Genomic DNA, 17,028 nt, shown 5'->3' with positions numbered 1-17,028 from the left:
GGTGTGAGGCACAGTGGAATCACCGTCGTGGGCATCCCGGCGCGCAACGAGGCGACCACCGTCGCCTCCGTGGCACGCGCCGCAGACGAGGGTCTGCGGCAGGCGTTCCCCAACCGCACCAACGTGATCGTGCTCGCCGACAACGGCAGCACCGACGGCACGGCGGACCGGTTCCTCGACGCGGACCTCCACGCGCACCAGATCGTCGTGCGGTCCACCGCGGCCGGCACCGGCAAGGGCACCAACGTGTTCGCCATCGCGGACAAGGCCCGCGAGCTGGGCGCGGACCGGGTCCTGCTGCTGGACGCCGACGTGAGGTCGACCGAGCCGCAGTGGATCGAACGACTGGCCACCGCGGTGGACGACGACTCCCCCGTGCTCGCGCTGCCGACCTACCGGCGCAACAGGTTCGAGGCCAACACCACCAACCACCTGGCCAGCCCACTGCTCGCCGCGATCTTCGGCGTGCACGTGCAGCAGCCCATCGGCGGCGAGTTCGCGTTCAACGCGGCGTTCCTGGAGCGGATGACCCGCTGGCCGCGTCCGGCGAGCGCGTACCTGTACGGCATCGACATCTGGCTGACCGCCAACGCCCTGCGCGAGCACCTGCGGGTGGCCGAGGTCCCGCTGGGGCGCAAGGTGCACAACTCGCCGTTCCCCAAGATCCTGCACCTGCCGCAGCAGGTGCTGGACTCGCTGTTCCACGTCGTGTCGCAGCTCGACCGGGTGCGCCCGGCGTTCCGCGCGGCACCGGTGAAGCGGGAGGCCGTCGACGGCGAGTTCGTCCGGCAGGACCCCGACGTCATCGCCAGGGTCACCACCACCACGAACCACTACCTCAAGGCCTACCAGCCGGACATCCAGCGACTGCTGCCGTCCGCGCGGATCCTCGGCCCGGCGCCCTGGGGCCTGTGGGTCGGCGCGGACGACTGGCCGCACCTGCTCGCCGACGCGGTGGAAGCGCTCGCGGACGGCTGCTTCGAGGCGGCCCGCGACCACCTGGTGGCGTTGTACGTCAACCGGGTGCTGACGTTCTGGGACGAGATCGACGGGCTCAGCGGTCCGGAGATCGACGAGCTGCTCGACCGGCAGGCCGCCGACACCGTCCGCGCGGTCAAGTACCGGTCCATCACGTTCGACCACCAGTGCAACACGGGCGGCTTCGACGCCGGCCTGTGGGCCGCACTCGACGAGCACGCCGCCTAGGGCCCGATGCGACCTAGAGGCCCAGCTCCTCCGCGATCCGCGCCGCCACCTCGTAGGTCGACCCGACGGGCGCGGTGGCGTACCCGGTCGTCTGCGAAGTCCACTCCTTGCCGTACGCGCACCAGTCGATGTTCGGCGGCTTCCCGCTCTCCACGGTCCCGGCCAGCTCGGCGAAGAAGCGCTCCCACCGAGGCTGGTAGAACCCGCCGATCATGCCCTCCCAGTCGCGGTTGGCGTAGTCGCGCAACACGCCGCACGCCCGCTCCGACCAGATGGTGATGATGCCGCGCGCGTCGCGTTCCAGCACCGCCTTCTCCGCGTCGGTGCTCCCCCACGCGCGTGCCGACGTGAGCCACGTGCCGAGCAGCCAGTCGCGCTGGGTGCCGAGCAGTTCGTCGGTGCGCGTCATGTAGGCCAGGTACTCGTCGGTCGTCGTGTCGAGCGCGGCGAGGTCCTTCGCGCCGTAGGCGTCGGCGATCTCGGTGAGCTTGGCCCGGCCGCGGTCGGCGAGCACCTGCCGAGCCACGTCGACCAGGTCGTACTTGTAGGTCTCCAGCTGGCGGACCGAGGCGGGCGCCTTCAGCAGCTGCCGCAGGGCGGGCTCGAACTCCTCCGCCGGGTAGCGCGGCTCCTTCGGACCCCAGTTCGACGCGGACGTCATCTTCAGCGACGGCAGCGCGACGAACGGGCTCTCATGCGGGCCCTCGCCGTTCTCGTGGTTCGTGGCGCGGAACGAGTACGCGGTCTTCAGCAGCGTCTGCCACGCGTCACGCAGGTTCGGGTCGTCCACGCCGTAGCGCCGCTTCGCGTAGTCCGCGATCCACGACCTCAGGTCGACGGGTTCCTCGCGCCACACCATCTCGCCGAACAGGTCCTGCACCACCGGGTTGAGGTGGGTGCCCTCCAGCACCATCGCGGTGCCGACGAGGTTGCCGCGGGTGCCGCTGCCCGCCTTGCGGACCTCCGGCAGCGTCCGGCCCGGCTCGTGGAGGTTGCCGAACGTGCCGAGCCTGCCGCCGAAGTTCTGGATCGTCCCCCACGCCCACGGCGCGCCCCAGAACTTGTCCTTGCGCTTCCACGACGGGCCGTCGTCGGCGTCCAGGTCGAGCACCAGCACGCGCTTGCGGTCGATCGCGTCGATCAGCTCCCGCATCGGGTTGTCCTGCCACGCCTGGAGCACCCAGATCGCGTTGCGGTGCGCGTCCCTCAGCGCGACCTGCACCGCGCGGCCCGCGTCGCCGAGGTCGACGCCGCCCAGCTCGCCACCCTCGTGCAGCAGGTCGTTCGAGTAGTGCGTGGTGTCGCCGAAGCGGGCGCTCTGCGCCGCGTAGAACCTCGCCGCGACCTTGCCGTACAGCTCGTCGGTCGGGTCGAGCCAGTACGGCCGGGGGTGGCCCGAGTAGCCGCCCTGCGGCACCAGGTGCGCGTCCGGGTTGCGCTCGGCGAACACCTGGTCCGGCACGTGGCCGATGAACGCCGGGAACACCGGCGTGATGCCGAGGTCGCGCATCCGGTCCGCGATCCGCCTGCCCAGCTCGGCGCGGCGTGCGATGAGCTCCTTGCTGACGGGACCTGCGTGCACGCCGCCGCCGGGGTCGTAGCCGGACGTCGAGCCGTACCACTGCCACGGCTGCAGCGATGGCTGCGCGATCCACGCCCGCACCTCGGACTCGGACATCCCGAACGACTGGAAGGTGTCGTACCAGACGGCCTCCTGGCCGACGAGCACGAGCGCGCGGTTCACGCCGCTCGCCGCGAGGTAGTCGATCTCGCGCTCCCACTCGGTCCACGTCCAGTACGGCATCGTGTAGCCGAACACGGTGAAGTTGTAGGCGTAGCGGTCCGTCAGCGTGGTGCGCCTGCTGATGGGCTTGCCCGGCGCGGGCAGCGCGTCCGGCAACGAGATCCGGTCGCCGTTCGTCGAAATGTGGTTGCCCGCCACGTACTTGAGCCACCAGTGGAACCCGGAGACGAGCGCGACGTCGCTCGAACCGGACAGCACCACGTGCCCGGTCGTGCCGCCGATGGTGAACGAGTCGGCGAGACCGTCCTGCGCCGGGACCCGCCGCAGCTCGAACTGCGCCGCGCGCCGCTCGTCACCACCGAGCAGGCGCGCGATCGCGGCGCGCGCGGTGGGCGAGTCCGTCGGCTGCGGCTCAGGCCTGCGTTCCGACCGGAGCACGTCGACCACGACGAGCCCGATGAGGAGCAGGACAACCGCGAGCACGGCAAGGGTTCTGCGCACGCCTACTCCACTTCGGACGGAATACCGATGATCTCACCTTGAGACGCCTACACCGATCAGCGGTTTCACCGACACCTCAGAGAGTTAGCGTTTTGTTGCCGCCATGACCACAGGAGTTGGCTCATGAAACGCAAGTTGATCCCTGCCCTGCTTGCTGCGCTGACAACGTTGTCCTTCACCGTCCCGGCCCAGGCAGCCGACCTCGAGACGACCATCGTGTCCCCGGACATGTCCCGAGCCCTGCAACGCGACCTGGGCGTCACCCAGGCTGAGATGAACCTCCGGCTGGCGCAAGAGGCCAGTGCGGCGAACACCGAGACCGCGGCCCGCAAAGCGCTCGGCGAGAGCTTCGCAGGCGCGTGGTTCGACCCCGCGGTGGGCAGACTCGTCGTCCGCACCACCGGCAAGAAACTGGACTTACCGGGCGCTGACGTCCGCACGGCGTCGCGGAGCCTGAAGGCGCTCGACGCGGTCAAGGCCGGCATCGACCGGCTCGGCACCGCACCGAAGGGCGTCACCGGCTGGTACGTCGACGTGCGATCCAACGACGTCGTGGTGACCGTGCTCGAGAACGCCAAGGACACCAACGCTTTCGTCGCCCAGGCGAAGGCGCTCGACCCGGCCGTCCGCGTCGTGGAGACCACCGAGCAGCCGCGGACGTTCGCGGACGTGGTCGGCGCCTGGCCGTACTACATCAACAACGCCGCTCGCTGCTCGATCGGTTTCGCCGTGCGCAACGGGTTCGTCACCGCCGGCCACTGCGGCGGTCCGGGCGCCCGGACGACCAGTCACAACAACGAGTTGCTCGGCTACGTCAACCAGTCCATCTTCCCCGGACGGGACATGGGCTTCGTCGCGACCGTCGGTGGCGTGAACCTGCACCCGCTGATGTACGGCTACGACGGCCTTTACTACTACGTCTACGGATCCAACGAGATGCCGGTCGGCGCGAGCATCTGCCGGTCCGGCTCCACCACCGGCATGCGCTGCGGCGTCGTGCAGGGCAAGAACCAGACGGTGAACTACCCGCAGGGCCAGGTGTTCGGGCTCACCGGGACCAACGTCTGCGCCGAGGGTGGCGACTCCGGCGGCTCGTGGCTGTCCGCGAACCAGGCTCAGGGCGTCACGTCCGGCGGTTACGGGAACTGCACGTCCGGTGGCGCCACGTGGTTCCAGCCGGTCAACCCGATCCTCGGGCAGTGGGGACTGTCCCTGGTGACCGCCTGACCTCTTCATGCCGGATCGGGAACTCAGGGTAGGCATCCGGGAGGTTCCCGACGCACTCGCTTCGTTTCCCGCGTTAGATGTGGCGGGAAACGAAGCGAGAGGGGCAAGCAGGTGGGAACATCCATTCCCGATACAACACGGGGAGTCGCGGCCAGAGCCGTCGACGTGTGGAAGTCGTACGGTTCCGGTGACGCCGCCGTCACCGCGCTCGCGGGGGTGAGCGTCGAGTTCGAGCGGGAGCACTTCACCGCGATCATGGGACCGTCCGGGTCGGGCAAGTCGACCCTGATGCACTGCCTGGCCGGCCTCGACGACGTCACCGACGGCGAGGTGTGGATCGGCGACACCAAGGTGACCGGCCTGAACGACAAGGGCCTCACCGAGCTCCGCCGCGACCAGGTCGGGTTCGTGTTCCAGCAGTTCAACCTCCTGCCGACGCTGACGGCCGAGGAGAACATCACGCTGCCGCTCGCCATCGGCGGCCGCAAGGTGGACCGGGCGTGGTTCGACACCGTCATCGACACGGTCGGCCTGCGCGACCGGTTGACGCACCGCCCGACGCAGCTGTCCGGTGGCCAGCAGCAACGCGTGGCGTGCGCTCGCGCGCTCGTGTCGCGGCCCGAGGTCGTGTTCGCCGACGAGCCGACCGGCAACCTGGACTCGAAGTCCGGCGCCGAGGTGCTGGGGTTCCTGCAGAAGTCCGCGCGGGAGTTCGGCCAGACGATCGTCATGGTCACGCACGACCCGAACGCCGCGTCCTACGCGGACCGCGTCATATTCCTGGCCGACGGCAAGATCGTGAACGAGATCCTCGACCCGACCGCGGACGCCGTTCTCGAGACGATGAAGCACCTCGACACCGCGGTCGGAGTGTCCTGATGCTGCGCGCGACGCTGAAGAGCCTGCTGTCGCGGAAGATCCGCCTCGTGCTGTCCGCGCTCGCGGTGGTGCTCGGCGTGATGTTCGTGGCCGGCTCTTTCGTCCTCACCGACACGCTCGACAGGTCGTTCTCGAACCTGTTCTCGAACATCTACTCCGGCACGGACGTGTCGGTGACCGCCAAGGCCAAGGCGAACGCGGCCGGCACGGTGCCCGCGTCCGTCGTGGACGAGGTGCGCGGCGTGGACGGCGTGGCCAAGGCGCAGGGCCAGGTCAACGGGTCGGCGCGGCCGATCGGCAAGAACGGCAAGGTGATGACCACCGCGGGTGCGCCGCGTCTCGGTGCGTCCTGGGTGGACGGTGACTCGCAGCTCGAGATGCGCGACGGCACCGGACCCAAGGCGGACAACGAGGTCGCGATCGGCGCCTTCCTCGCGTCCACCGGTGGGTTCAAAGTCGGTGACGACATCGAGCTCATCACCTTGCAGCCCAAGCAGAAGTTCAAAGTCGTCGGCATCTACGGCTTCCCGGGAGGCCGGGACTCGTTGGGTGGCGAGCTGATCACCAGCTTCACCGAGCCGGTGGCGCAGCAGCTGATGCTCGGCGAGAAGGGCGTCTACACCGACATCAACGTCACCGCCGCGGGCGGCGTCGCGCAGGACCAGCTGCGCGACCGGGTGTCGGCGAAGCTGGGCTCCGACTACGAGGCGAAGACGGGCGCGCAGCTGGCGAAGGACCAGGCGGACCAGATCGCCGAAGGCCTGAAGTTCTTCAACTACATCCTGCTGGCGTTCGCCGGGATCGCGCTGTTCGTCGGCATCTTCATCATCCTCAACACGTTCTCCATCATCGTCGCGCAGCGGACGCGGGAGCTGGCGCTGCTGCGGTCGATGGGTGCGAGTCGCGGCCAGGTCATGGGCTCGGTCGTGCTGGAGGCGTTCGTCATCGGCCTCATCGCGTCCGTCGTCGGGCTCGGGGCCGGGTACGGCGTGGGCGCGCTGCTGGCGAACTTCTTCGCCACGTTCGGCGGCGGCAGCCTGCAGCTCGCGAGCGTGCAGCTGCCGCTGTCCGCGGTCATCTCGTCGTTCTCCGTCGGCCTCGTCGTCACGATGGTGGCGGCGGTCATGCCCGCGCTGCGGGCGTCGCGGATCGCGCCGGTCGCGGCGATGCGCGAGGCGGCCACGCCGGACCGTCCGCTGACTCGGCCGACCGTGGCCGGTGCGGTGATCCTCGCGGCGGGCGGCGCGGCGATGGCGTTCGGCTTCACGAACCAGTCGCTGGCGCTGATCTTCGGTGGCGTGATGGCCGCGTTCGTCGGTGTCGCTCTGCTGACCCCGTTGGTCAGCAAGCCGATGGTGTCGCTGATCGGGCGCCTGTTGTCGTGGTCGATGCCGGGCGTGCTCGGCAGGCGCAACTCGGCGCGCAACCCGCGTCGCACGGCCATCACGGCGGCCGCGCTGATGGTCGGCATCGCGCTGATCACCGGGGTGAGCGTGGTGCTCACGTCCGCGACCGCGTCGATCACGAAGCTGTCGGACACCCAGATCAAGTCCGACCTGATCATCGCGGGCGAGCAGGCGAACGACGGCGGGTCCGCGACGTTCACCACGGACGTGCTGGACAGGATGAAGTCGACGTCCGGCGTGAAGTCCGTGGTCGGCTGGGCCAACGACGGCGCGCTCATCAACGACGAGCAGTACTGGGTCGCGGCGGTCACGGACGTCGACGCGATGCGCGAGCAGTTCGGCCTGCAGACCAAGTCGGGCACGATCGCGCCGCTGCGCGAGGACCAGGTCGGCGTGTCCGAGGAGCGGGCGACCGAGAAGAACCTGTCGGTCAGCAGCACGATGAAGGTCCAGCTCAGCCGCGGCGAGCCCAAGACCTACACGGTCGCGTTCATCTGGGCGAAGACGCCGGTGATGCAGGGCGTGGTGCTGCCGTCGGACGCGATCAAGAACCTGCGGATCCCGCAGCTGGGCAACGCGTTCGTCCAGGTCGTGCCGGGTCAGTCGGTCGTGGACGTGCAGAAGCGCATCGAGCCGCTCTTCGCGGACAACCCGGAGATCTCGGTGCAGGACCGCAGCGCGTTCACCAAGCAGCAGACCTCGCAGTTCGACACGGTCCTGCTGATGATCCAGATCCTGCTGGCGCTGGCGATCCTCATCGCGGTGCTGGGCGTGATCAACACGCTCGCGCTGTCGGTGATCGAGCGGACGCGTGAGCTGGGCCTGCTGCGGGCGATCGGCATGAAGCGCGCGCAGGTGATGCGGATGATCACCGTCGAGTCGATCGTGATCTCGGTGTTCGGCGCGGTGCTCGGCCTCGCGGTCGGGTCGGCGCTGGGTGTCGCGACCGTGGCCGCCCTGAAGGACCAGGGCATCACGGAGTTCGCGTTCCCGTGGCTGCAGATGGGCCAGTACCTGGTCGTCGCGGCCGTGGTCGGGGTGATCGCGGCGATCCTGCCCGCGATCCGCGCCGCGCGACTGAACGTCCTGGACGCGATCGCGTACGAGTGAAAGCCGTCGGGGGCGCCCTCACCGGGGTGCCCCCGACGACCCGCTCAGTTGACGCGGTAGAGCTCCATGCGGTCGCAGCCCTGGAGCGTGGCCGGGTCCTCCTCCGGCAGCAGCTCCATGGAGTTGACGGCCTTGCCGATCTCCTCGGTCTTCTCGAACGAGGTGCCGAGGCCGACGACGACGAGCGACCGCTTCACGGCGTCCACCAGGGTGTATCCCCGCACGTACCCGTCGAAGCCGCGGAGCAGCGGCTTGATGCGGTGCTCGTGCGCGTACTTCCCGGCGTCCCAGCGAGCCTGGCTCACCGGTCCGTCGAAGTGCAGCAGCACGCACGTGACGGGGGCGTCGTCGACCGACGGCCCGGTCCAGGAGTCCTCGACCTCGTAGACCTGGTCGCTCGCCTCCTTGGCGTCCTGCTCGGTTTCCCAGAAGGCGAGTACCGCCTTGGTTCCCGTACCCACCTGCTCGAGGCGGTGGGCACCGTCCGGAATCTGCGCGATGTCTGCGATGGTTGCGTACATGCCGAGAATGCTCTGGTTTTCGCGGCACCTGGACGTCAGTGCGACCACGTAAGTCCACTACGTACTACCCAGCCCGCGACCTGGGTGCGGTTCTCCAGCCCCAGCTTGAGCAGCAGGTTCCGCACGTGCGTCTCGACCGTGCGCTCGGAGAGCACGAGGCGTTCGGCGATGGTCCTGTTCGCGAGGCCGTCGGCGACGAACAGCGCGATCTCCTTCTCGCGCGCGGTGAGCGGGATCGCCGTCCGCGCCTCGATCTGGGCCACGAGCGGCTTCATGCCGAGGCGGCGGGCGAGGTGCAGTGCCGACTCCAACAGCTCATCGGGCCGTTGGCTGATCTTGGCCAGCTCGAACTGGGCGAGCGCGAGGTAGGGCAGGGCACCGATGCGCTTCTCCATCGCGATCGCGTCCGTGAGGTGCCGCTCCGCGACGTCGTGCCTGCCGAGCGCGGCCGCGACCACGCCGAGCGTGCGGTTGATCGCACCGTCGCAGCCCGGCGCCTGGTTCGCGTAGTACGCGCCGAGCGGCAGCAGCATGTCGTAGAGGACCGCCGCGTTCTCCAGGTCCCCCAGCAGCACCGCGGTCTGCGCGGTGAACACCCCGGTCGACGGCCAGCGCAGCTCGTCCGGCATGCCGGGGATCATCGGGAGCAGCCGCTCGTACAGGATCAGCGCGCCGTCGCGGTCGCCGGTCGAGGCGCGGATCTGCGCCGTCGCCGAGAGGAAGATCGGGTGGTCCACGGCGAGCGTCAGGATCCAGTCCGGGATCGGGTACTCGTCGAGCCTGCCGGTGAACCGGGTGAGCTGCTGCATGAACGAGTAGTAGAGGCCGACCGTCGAGACGTCCTCGAGCGTCTTGGCGATCTCGAAGCACTCGGCCATCAGCCGTTCCGACTCCGCGAAGCGACCGATGAGCTCCGCGCGCGACGCCTTGGCGCGCAGCACGTGCCAGCGGGCCAGCGGCCAGCGCATGCGGTCTGCGAGCCCGGCCACCTCGGTGATCTCGACGTCGACCTGGTCGATCGCGCCCAGCCGGTACGCCGCGTCGATGCGCCAGGTGTGGCCCCACAGCGCGGCCTCCGGCCTGCCGGTGGCGACCATGCGGGTGCCCAGCGCGAGCTGTTCCGGGACGTCCGCGAGCAGCTGCCTGGCCTGCATGGCGAGCATGAGCGCCTCGGTGTCGCCCGACCGTTCGGCCATGGCCAGCGCTCGCGCGCTCAGCGGCGTGATGTGCGCGCGGCCGCGTTGCTCCGCGAGCACGGTCGCGTGCTGCGCCAGCACCTTGGCGTGCCGCGCGCTGTCCTCGTCCCCCAGCCGCTCGCGGGCGCGGGCGCACAGGTTCGCGATCGGTCCGACCGCGTCACCCTGCACGCCGCGCACGACGACCGCGGCGCGCGCGATGGCGTCCGTGTCGCCGAGGTCGGCGGCTTGGGCGCAGTGGTCGAGCGCCTTCTTCGCCAGGCCTTCCTGGTACGCCTGGTCGGCGATGGCGAGGTGCAGCTCGGCGCGGTCGGCGTCGGTCTCGGCGAGCGGCAGTGCGCGTTCGAACCAGCCGACGTCCTGGCACGCGCGGAGAGCTTCCTGCCGGCCGCCGCCGCGCAGCAGGTGCCGGGCGCGGTCGGTGCCGCTGGTCTTCGCCGCGAGGTCCCGGTGGGTGTCGATCCGCTGCCGCCTGGGCAGCGCGTCGTAGACGGCTTCGCGCAGCAGCGCGTGCGACCAGCGGACGCTGTGCGGTGCGTCGGGATCGTCGGCGAGCAGGCCGGCGGCGATCGCCTCGTCGAGCCCTTCGGCGTCGACGAGGCCGAGGTCGACGTCTTCACCGACGACGGATGCGCGTTCGAGGAGGTTCCGGCACGGCGTGCTGAGCGGGGCGAGCCGCGCCTGCACGAGGTGCGCCAGCTCGGCGTCACCGGCGTCCGTTGTGGACAGCAGCCGCAGGTACAGGGGGTTGCCACCGCTGCGGCGCAGGAGTTCCTCGGCCTTCGCGGGTCCGGCGTACTCGGCGACATCGGTGAGGCTGAGCGGGCCGAGCCGGATGACGTCGGCGTTCGGGAGGTCGATGACCTCGCGGCTGGTGGCGATGATCGTCGGACTGTCCTCGGCGGACAGGTGCCGCAGCAGCCTGGTCGACGCCTCGTCGGCCCAGTGCAGGTCCTCGAGGACGATGGTGGTCTCGGTGCGGCGCAGCTCGTCCGCGCACCGGGCGATCGCGCGGAACCGGGCGGAGGCCCGTGACTCGCCGGGCAGCGGGTCGACGTCGAGCAGCTCGCGGCTCAGTCCCGCGCCGTCGAGCACGCGCAGCCACGGCCAGAAGTCCGGCGCTCCCTCGTCCGCGACGGCCCTGCCGACGATGCCGGGCACCTGCCCGACCAGCGTCGACTTGCCGATCCCCGCCTCGCCGACGACGAGCACGACCCGGTTGCGGGCCGCCCGCAACGTCTCGAGCTCCCGCGTTCTGCCCACAAACCGCTCGCGCACGCCTCACAGTCTGCGCCCGAACGTCCCATTCATGGGCCGGGAACGCACGACACGCGTGCGTTCCCGGTCATGGCCGTCAGGAGTGCGGGCAGGTGTCGCGGTACTCGTTGATGCGGGTGTCGGGGCGTGGCGCCGGGCAGAGGAACTGCTCGTAGCGGGTGTCGTTGTCGATGAACCGCTTCAGCCACGCGACGCTGAACTTGCCGACGGTGACGTTCGGGCCCTCGCTGCTCGGCGCCGAGTGGCCTGCGTTGTTGAGCTCCAGGTACGCCTTGTCCGGCGCGCCGGTGATCGAGGTGTAGAACGGTTCGGCGTGCTGGTTGACCGGCGCGACCGTGTCGTTCTCCGCGCCGACGATCAGCGTCGGGACGCCGTCGCTCGACCAGTTCTTGGTGTTGTGCCACGGTGCGAGGGGGATCGCCGCCTGCAGCGACGGCCTGCTGACCGAGGCGCGCAACGCGCCACCGCCGCCCATCGAGTGCCCCATCACGCCGAGGCGGGTCTTGTCGATCCGGGTGCGGACCGCGTGGGTGTTGGTGAGGTAGTCGAGCGCCGCGAGCAGCTGCCTGGCGCGGCTGTCCGGGTCGTCCCAGCCGGACAGGGTGTTGATGGTGACGACCACGAACCCGTGCGAGGCGAGCCGGGGGCCGTACCAGGCGACACTGCTCTGCGTCGCCGAGAAGCCGGGGGAGATCGCCACGGCGCCGAAGGTGCCCTGGCTGGTGTCGGTCGGGTAGTAGACGGTGCCGCCGCCGAAGGAGCTGGTCCTGGCGATGGCGGCCGACGTGGTCGCGAACGGGCCGCGTGCGGCTTCGAGCACAGCGGTCGTGGGAGCCGGACCGCGTTCGTAGGGGTTGGCTGCCGCGTTGGCCGGGAGCGGGGCCAACGCCAGGGCAAGGGCGAGTACAAGCGCCTTCTTGTGCACCACGATGTACACCTCTATTGGTTGCAGGGGAACCAAGTTCGGCGGCAAGGCGAAACTAGCGCGTTTCGATACCATCGGGAAGCTAAGTTTCTTGAACATGACGGGACCGTTGGACGACATCCGTGTGATCGACTTCTCGACCGTGGTGATGGGGCCGTACGCGACCCAGATACTCGGCGACCTCGGCGCCGACGTCATCAAGGTCGAGCCGCCGACCGGCGACACGCTGCGCGTCCCTCCCCCGTACCGGAACGCCGGCATGAGCTCGCTGACGCTCGGGCTGAACCGGAACAAGCGCTCGGTCGCGCTCGACCTGAAGGACCCGCGCGGCCTCGAGGTGATGCTCAAGCTCATCGCCGGCGCGGACGTGCTGGTCACGAACATGCGGCCGCAGGCGTTGACGCGACTGGGCCTGTCGTACTCCCAGCTCGACGCGCCGCGGCTCGTGTACTGCTCGGCGCAGGGGTTCAGCGGCGCGTTGCGCGACCGCGCCGCGTACGACGAGATCGTGCAGGGCGCGTCCGGCACGGTCGACCTGATGCGCCGCGCCACCGGCTCCCCCGACTACGTGCCGACCGTGCTCGCGGACAAGGTCAGCTCGCTGACCATCGCGTACTCCGTGCTGGCGGCGTTGATGCACCGGTCTCGCAGCGGGCGCGGCCAGCACGTCGAGGTGCCGATGACGGACACGATGCTGTCGTTCAACCTGGTCGAGCACCTGGGCGGCGCGACGTTCTCGCCGGAGCACGGCCCGATCGGCTTCCCGCGCTCGCTGGCGCCCAACCACCGCGCGGTGCGCACGAAGGACGGCCTGGCGTGCATCGCCATGTACGGCCCGCTCAACGTCGCGGACTTCTTCGACGTCGCCGGCCGCCCCGACCTGGCCGCTGATCCGCGGTTCCTCTCCAGCGACGTGCTGTACGAGCACTTCGAGGAGTTCTACGACGCCGTCGAGAAGCTGACCGTCGAGCGCACCACCGACGAGTGGGAGGCGCTGTGCTCCTCGCGCAGCATTCCGTTCGGCCGGGTCGTGTCGCTGGAGGAGGCGGCATCTCAACTGGACACCGCGGAGCATCCGACCGAGGGCACGATCCGGGTCGTGCCACCGCCCGTCCAGTTCTCCGAAACCCCTGCGTCCGTTCGGAGGCACGCCCCGACCGTCGGCGAGCACAACGCGGAGGTGCTGGCCGAGCTCGGTTACACAGAGCAGCAGATCGGTCAACTGTCGACCGACGGGGTCACCGCAGTAGCGGTACCCGACTGATTGGTCTAGACATCAGGCTCTGCTCCGTGACCACGAGGCGAGAGTTCCTGGTACTGGGCGCGACGACCGCCCTGGCGTCACTGCTCCCGGAGGCGAGCGCCACGGCCCAGCCGTACGCCTCCTACTGGCATCCCCAGACCCTGCTCAGCTGGGATCCCAGCACCGATCGCGACGCGCGCTACAACCGTGCGTCGGTGCCGCTGGCTCGCCGCGCGGTGCCGCTGCGCCCGGCCAACGCGCACGCCCACGCGGGTGAGGCCCGCGTGCAGGCGCTCGTCGCGTACGCGCCGACAAGCGGCAACCCCGCGCAGGGCGCGCTGGACGTGAACTACTACGCCACGAACTACTGGCAGTACATCGACGAGCTGGTGTTCTGGGGCGGCTCGGCGTCCGAGGGCCTGATCCTCGCGCCGAACCCGACCGTCACCGACGCGGCGCACCGCAACGGCGTGCGCGTGATCGGCAACGTCTTCCTCCCGCCCGTCGCGTACGGCGGCCGGATCGAGTGGGTCCGCGAGTTCGTGCAGCGCTCCGGCAACCGCTTCCCCGTGGCCGACAAGATGATCGAGGTCGCGAAGCACCACGGCTTCGACGGCTGGTTCGTGAACCAGGAGACCTCGGGTGGCGACACCGCGCTCGCCGCGCAGATGCGCGACTTCCTGACCTATCTCCGGGCGAGCGGCTTGCGGGTCATCTGGTACGACGCGATGACTCGCTCCGGGAGCGTCAGCTGGCAGAACGCGTTGACCGCGCAGAACCAGATGTTCTTCGAGCAGAGCCACGAGATGTTCCTGAACTTCTGGTGGAGCTCGGGCGGCCTCACGAACTCCGCGGCATTGGCCCGCTCGATGGGCCGCAGCCCGTACGACCTGGCCGCCGGCGTCGACGTGGAGGCCAACGGCTACAACACGAGCGTCGGCTGGGGTTCGGTGTTCCCGGAGAACAAGCCGCACACGACGTCACTCGGCTTCTACCGTCCGGAATGGACCTTCAAGTCGTCGTCCGGAGTGGCCGATTTCTACACGCGCGACAGCAGGTTCTGGATCGGCCCCAACGGCGACCCGGCCAACACGGACTCGACGGCGTCGTGGAAGGGCATCGCGCACTACGTCACCGAGCTGACCCCGGTCACCACGCTGCCGTTCGTCACGAACTTCAACACCGGCCACGGCAGGAAGTTCGCGGTGGACGGCCAGGTGCTGTCACCGTCGGCGTGGAACAACCTGAGCCTGCAGGACGTGCTGCCGACGTGGCGCTGGACCGTCACGTCGACCGGCACGAAGGTCACCCCGTCACTCGACTTCGACACGCCCTACGACGGCGGCACCTCGTTGCGCATCACCGGAACCCCCAGTGCCGCCAACGACATCCGGCTGTACGCGACATCGTTGCGCCTCGGCCACTACAGCCAGCTGGAGCTCGTGTTCCGCACCGGCCTGGTGGGCCCGTCGCGCCTGCAGGTGGTCGTGAAGTACGGCACGCAGCAACAGATCCTCGACGTGGGCACGTCGACCGGCGGCTGGCAGCGCAAGCTGTTCTCGCTGTCGGAGTTCTTCGGCCGCGAGCTGACCGAGATCTCCCTGCGCGTCCTGCCCGGCGGCGTCGTCAACACCTACGTGGGCCGCATCGGCGTGCACGAGACCGCACCCCGGCCGCTGGCCCCCGCGTCGGCCGTGCGGGTCGAGCAGGTGAGCCAGACCAACGCCTCGACCGCGTCCGTCCGCCTGACCTGGACCCACGCCGTGATCCGCCCGCGCCAGTACCGCGTGTACCGCCGCAACGCGGACAACTCCCGCACGTTCCTCGGCGGCACTCCCAACGACGCGTACTTCGTGCCCGCGGTTGCCAAGACCGCCGGTGAGAGCGTGACCTTGGAAGTAGTCGCGATCAGCGAGGCGTTCGTACCGGCAGGCCCGGCCACGGTCACCGTGACGTGAGGGTGCGCTTGCTGGGCCCGGTCACCGCCGACGTGGACCTGGGCCCCGTCAAGCAACAGGCGGTGCTGGCGATGCTCGCACTGCGCCTGAACCAGCCCGTCCCCAGAGACGAGATCATCGACGGCGTGTGGGGCGAGGCCGTCCCGCCAACGGCCGCGAACCTGGTCGCCACCTACGTGGCCCGCCTGCGCCGCCTCCTCGAACCCGGCCGCGCACGCCGCACCGCGGGCACCGTGCTCGTCTCCACTCCGGCGGGCTACTCACTGCGCCTGCCGTCCTCATCGGTCGACGTCTCCGTGTTCGAGGACCGGTTGGCGCGGTGTGACTTCACCGGCGCGCTGGCACTGTGGCGGGGCACCCCGCTCGAGGGCGTGCCGGGCCCGTTCGCGGCAGCCCAGCGCCGCCGCCTGACCGACCTGCACCTGACCGCGCTGGAACAGCGCGTGAGCGCCGGCCTGTCCCGCGACGAGGACTGGACGTCCGAACTGACCCGCCTGGTGGCCGCTCACCCGTATCGAGAACGCTTGCGCGCGTTGCTGATGACCGCCCTGCACCAGCGCGGCCAATGGGCCGAGGCCTTGGCTGTCTTCGAAGACGCCAAGTGCACCCTGGCCACCGACCTGGGCGTCTCGCCAGGCCCCGAACTGCACCGCGCATACCGCCGCACACTGGCCGCACCAGACTTGGCCCGCCACTACGTGGCCCCGGTACAAGACGCCGACCGCGTACTGCGCCCAGGCCGAGACCCCGGCCGGCGTTTCGGCAGCTACCACGAGGCGATGACCTGGCTGGAACACCGCCGCCACGCCATAGTCGACGCAGGCGTGGCCTCCGACGACCCGACCGTCGCCGCCTCCTTGGCAACCTCACTGCGCGCCTTCATGCACCGCCGCGGCTACTGGGACGACCTGCGCAAACTAGCCGCCGCAGCAGCAGCCCGAGACGACGACCACGCCTCCGCCCAGGGCCTGCTGGAACTGGGCGGCGTCGACTACCTGCGCGGCCGTCTGGTGCAGGCCGACGCACAGGTGAGCCACAGCCTGACCCTGTTCCGCATGCTGGGCGACACCTCAGGCACCGCCCGCGCCTTGAACAACCTCAGCATGATCCGCGCCGACCGAGGCATGCACGCGTCCGCCACCGAACTGGCCGATGCGCACATGGGCCTCTGCGTCTCGCTGGCCGACCGCAGCGTCGCCTTGGACAACCTCGCGCTGATCGCCGTGCGCCGGGGCCGGTTCGACGACGCCGTCCGCCTGTGCACCGAGAGCTTGGACATCCACCGGTCGGTCGGGTCTTCGGTGCTGGCGAGCTTCGCTCTGCACCTGCTCGGAGTCGCCCACGCCGGGCTCGGCGACCGCGCGCGCGGCGAGGCTTGCCTGCGGCGGAGCATCCGGCTGGCTCGGCTCGGCGGGAACCGGTACCGCGAGAAAGTCGCGTCGGCCAGCCTCGCACAACTCCGCAGGGCCGACTCGGCGCCGCTCGACGAGATCCACCTGGGCTTGGCACCGCCGCGTGAGGCGGCGGGGTCCGCGATGCCTCGATAGGCGCCTGGTTGCGGGGTGCTGCCCACTGGGGCTGGGCCTCGCCGCCCGTTGGGGTTCGCTTGGCTGCCGGTTCTCGTCGGGGCTCGGGTCTTTGCTTGGCTGCCGGTTTCGTGTGGGCTGGGTTCTGATGCTTGCTGTGCTTCGGTGTTTCGCTGTCGTGGGTTGGGTCGCGCCTTCGGCGCAGCGATTGGGCCTTGACAGTGAGGATGTGTGTGGTGGTCCTTGCTGGGTGGGTCTGACTCGTGGCTTGACTGACCTGGTGTCTTTCCCAAGATCTGTCGTCCGGC

11 protein-coding genes are annotated in these 17,028 nt (G+C 69.8%); 7 read left to right on the top strand and 4 right to left on the bottom strand.

What is annotated here, in order from left to right; translation table 11 throughout:
* Positions 1 to 3: 3 nt before the first annotated feature.
* Positions 4 to 1,206, top strand: coding sequence for a glycosyltransferase family 2 protein (locus FKR81_RS38770; RefSeq protein WP_235922162.1), 1,203 nt, complete (start codon positions 4 to 6; stop codon positions 1,204 to 1,206).
* Between the two features lie 13 nt (positions 1,207 to 1,219).
* Here FKR81_RS38770 and FKR81_RS38765 read toward each other — a convergent pair whose 3' ends face one another.
* Positions 1,220 to 3,451: an alpha-N-acetylglucosaminidase gene (locus tag FKR81_RS38765; RefSeq protein ID WP_146359684.1), complete on the bottom strand. Its 2,232-nt coding sequence runs from the start codon at positions 3,449 to 3,451 to the stop codon at positions 1,220 to 1,222.
* Between the two features lie 123 nt (positions 3,452 to 3,574).
* On the opposite strand from FKR81_RS38765, the gene FKR81_RS38760 reads away from it, so the two are divergent.
* From FKR81_RS38760 to FKR81_RS38750, 3 genes are all read left to right on the top strand, one after another.
* Positions 3,575 to 4,678, top strand: coding sequence for a S1 family peptidase (locus tag FKR81_RS38760; RefSeq protein ID WP_146359681.1), 1,104 nt, complete (start codon positions 3,575 to 3,577; stop codon positions 4,676 to 4,678).
* 165 nt (positions 4,679 to 4,843) lie between these two features.
* On the top strand, positions 4,844 to 5,557 hold the full coding sequence (locus FKR81_RS38755; protein ID WP_328593191.1) for an ABC transporter ATP-binding protein: 714 nt from the start codon (positions 4,844 to 4,846) through the stop codon (positions 5,555 to 5,557).
* Complete coding sequence (locus FKR81_RS38750; RefSeq protein WP_146359678.1) at positions 5,557 to 8,073, top strand: ABC transporter permease; 2,517 nt, start codon at positions 5,557 to 5,559, stop codon at positions 8,071 to 8,073. The genes FKR81_RS38755 and FKR81_RS38750 overlap by 1 nt, the downstream gene beginning before the upstream one ends.
* A gap of 44 nt (positions 8,074 to 8,117) precedes the next feature.
* Here FKR81_RS38750 and FKR81_RS38745 read toward each other — a convergent pair whose 3' ends face one another.
* The 3 genes from FKR81_RS38745 to FKR81_RS38735 form a co-directional block, all read right to left on the bottom strand.
* Positions 8,118 to 8,594: a hypothetical protein gene (locus tag FKR81_RS38745; RefSeq protein WP_146359675.1), complete on the bottom strand. Its 477-nt coding sequence runs from the start codon at positions 8,592 to 8,594 to the stop codon at positions 8,118 to 8,120.
* A gap of 35 nt (positions 8,595 to 8,629) precedes the next feature.
* Positions 8,630 to 11,068, bottom strand: a complete 2,439-nt coding sequence (locus FKR81_RS38740; RefSeq protein ID WP_146359672.1) for an AAA family ATPase — start codon at positions 11,066 to 11,068, stop codon at positions 8,630 to 8,632.
* A 76-nt stretch (positions 11,069 to 11,144) separates the two neighbouring features.
* Positions 11,145 to 11,996 (bottom strand): alpha/beta hydrolase family protein, encoded by an 852-nt coding sequence (locus tag FKR81_RS38735; protein WP_235922161.1) that lies wholly within the window; start codon positions 11,994 to 11,996, stop codon positions 11,145 to 11,147.
* Between the two features lie 94 nt (positions 11,997 to 12,090).
* Between FKR81_RS38735 and FKR81_RS38730 the strand changes: the two genes are divergently transcribed.
* The 3 genes from FKR81_RS38730 to FKR81_RS38720 are packed head-to-tail and all read left to right on the top strand — an operon-like array spanning position 12,091 to position 16,741.
* Positions 12,091 to 13,257, top strand: coding sequence for a CaiB/BaiF CoA transferase family protein (locus FKR81_RS38730; RefSeq protein ID WP_146359669.1), 1,167 nt, complete (start codon positions 12,091 to 12,093; stop codon positions 13,255 to 13,257).
* Between the two features lie 26 nt (positions 13,258 to 13,283).
* Positions 13,284 to 15,194, top strand: a complete 1,911-nt coding sequence (locus FKR81_RS38725; protein WP_186763428.1) for an endo-beta-N-acetylglucosaminidase — start codon at positions 13,284 to 13,286, stop codon at positions 15,192 to 15,194.
* Positions 15,191 to 16,741 carry a BTAD domain-containing putative transcriptional regulator gene (locus FKR81_RS38720; protein WP_146359663.1) on the top strand — a complete coding sequence of 517 codons (1,551 nt, stop codon included), beginning with the start codon at positions 15,191 to 15,193 and terminating at the stop codon, positions 16,739 to 16,741. The genes FKR81_RS38725 and FKR81_RS38720 overlap by 4 nt, the downstream gene beginning before the upstream one ends.
* The last annotated feature ends 287 nt before the right edge of the window (positions 16,742 to 17,028 follow it).

This window comes from Lentzea tibetensis, from assembly GCF_007845675.1.
Taxonomy (GTDB): domain Bacteria; phylum Actinomycetota; class Actinomycetes; order Mycobacteriales; family Pseudonocardiaceae; genus Lentzea; species Lentzea tibetensis.
Note: the sequence above shows the minus strand (reverse complement) of the source record. Positions and strands in the feature narration are given on the sequence as shown.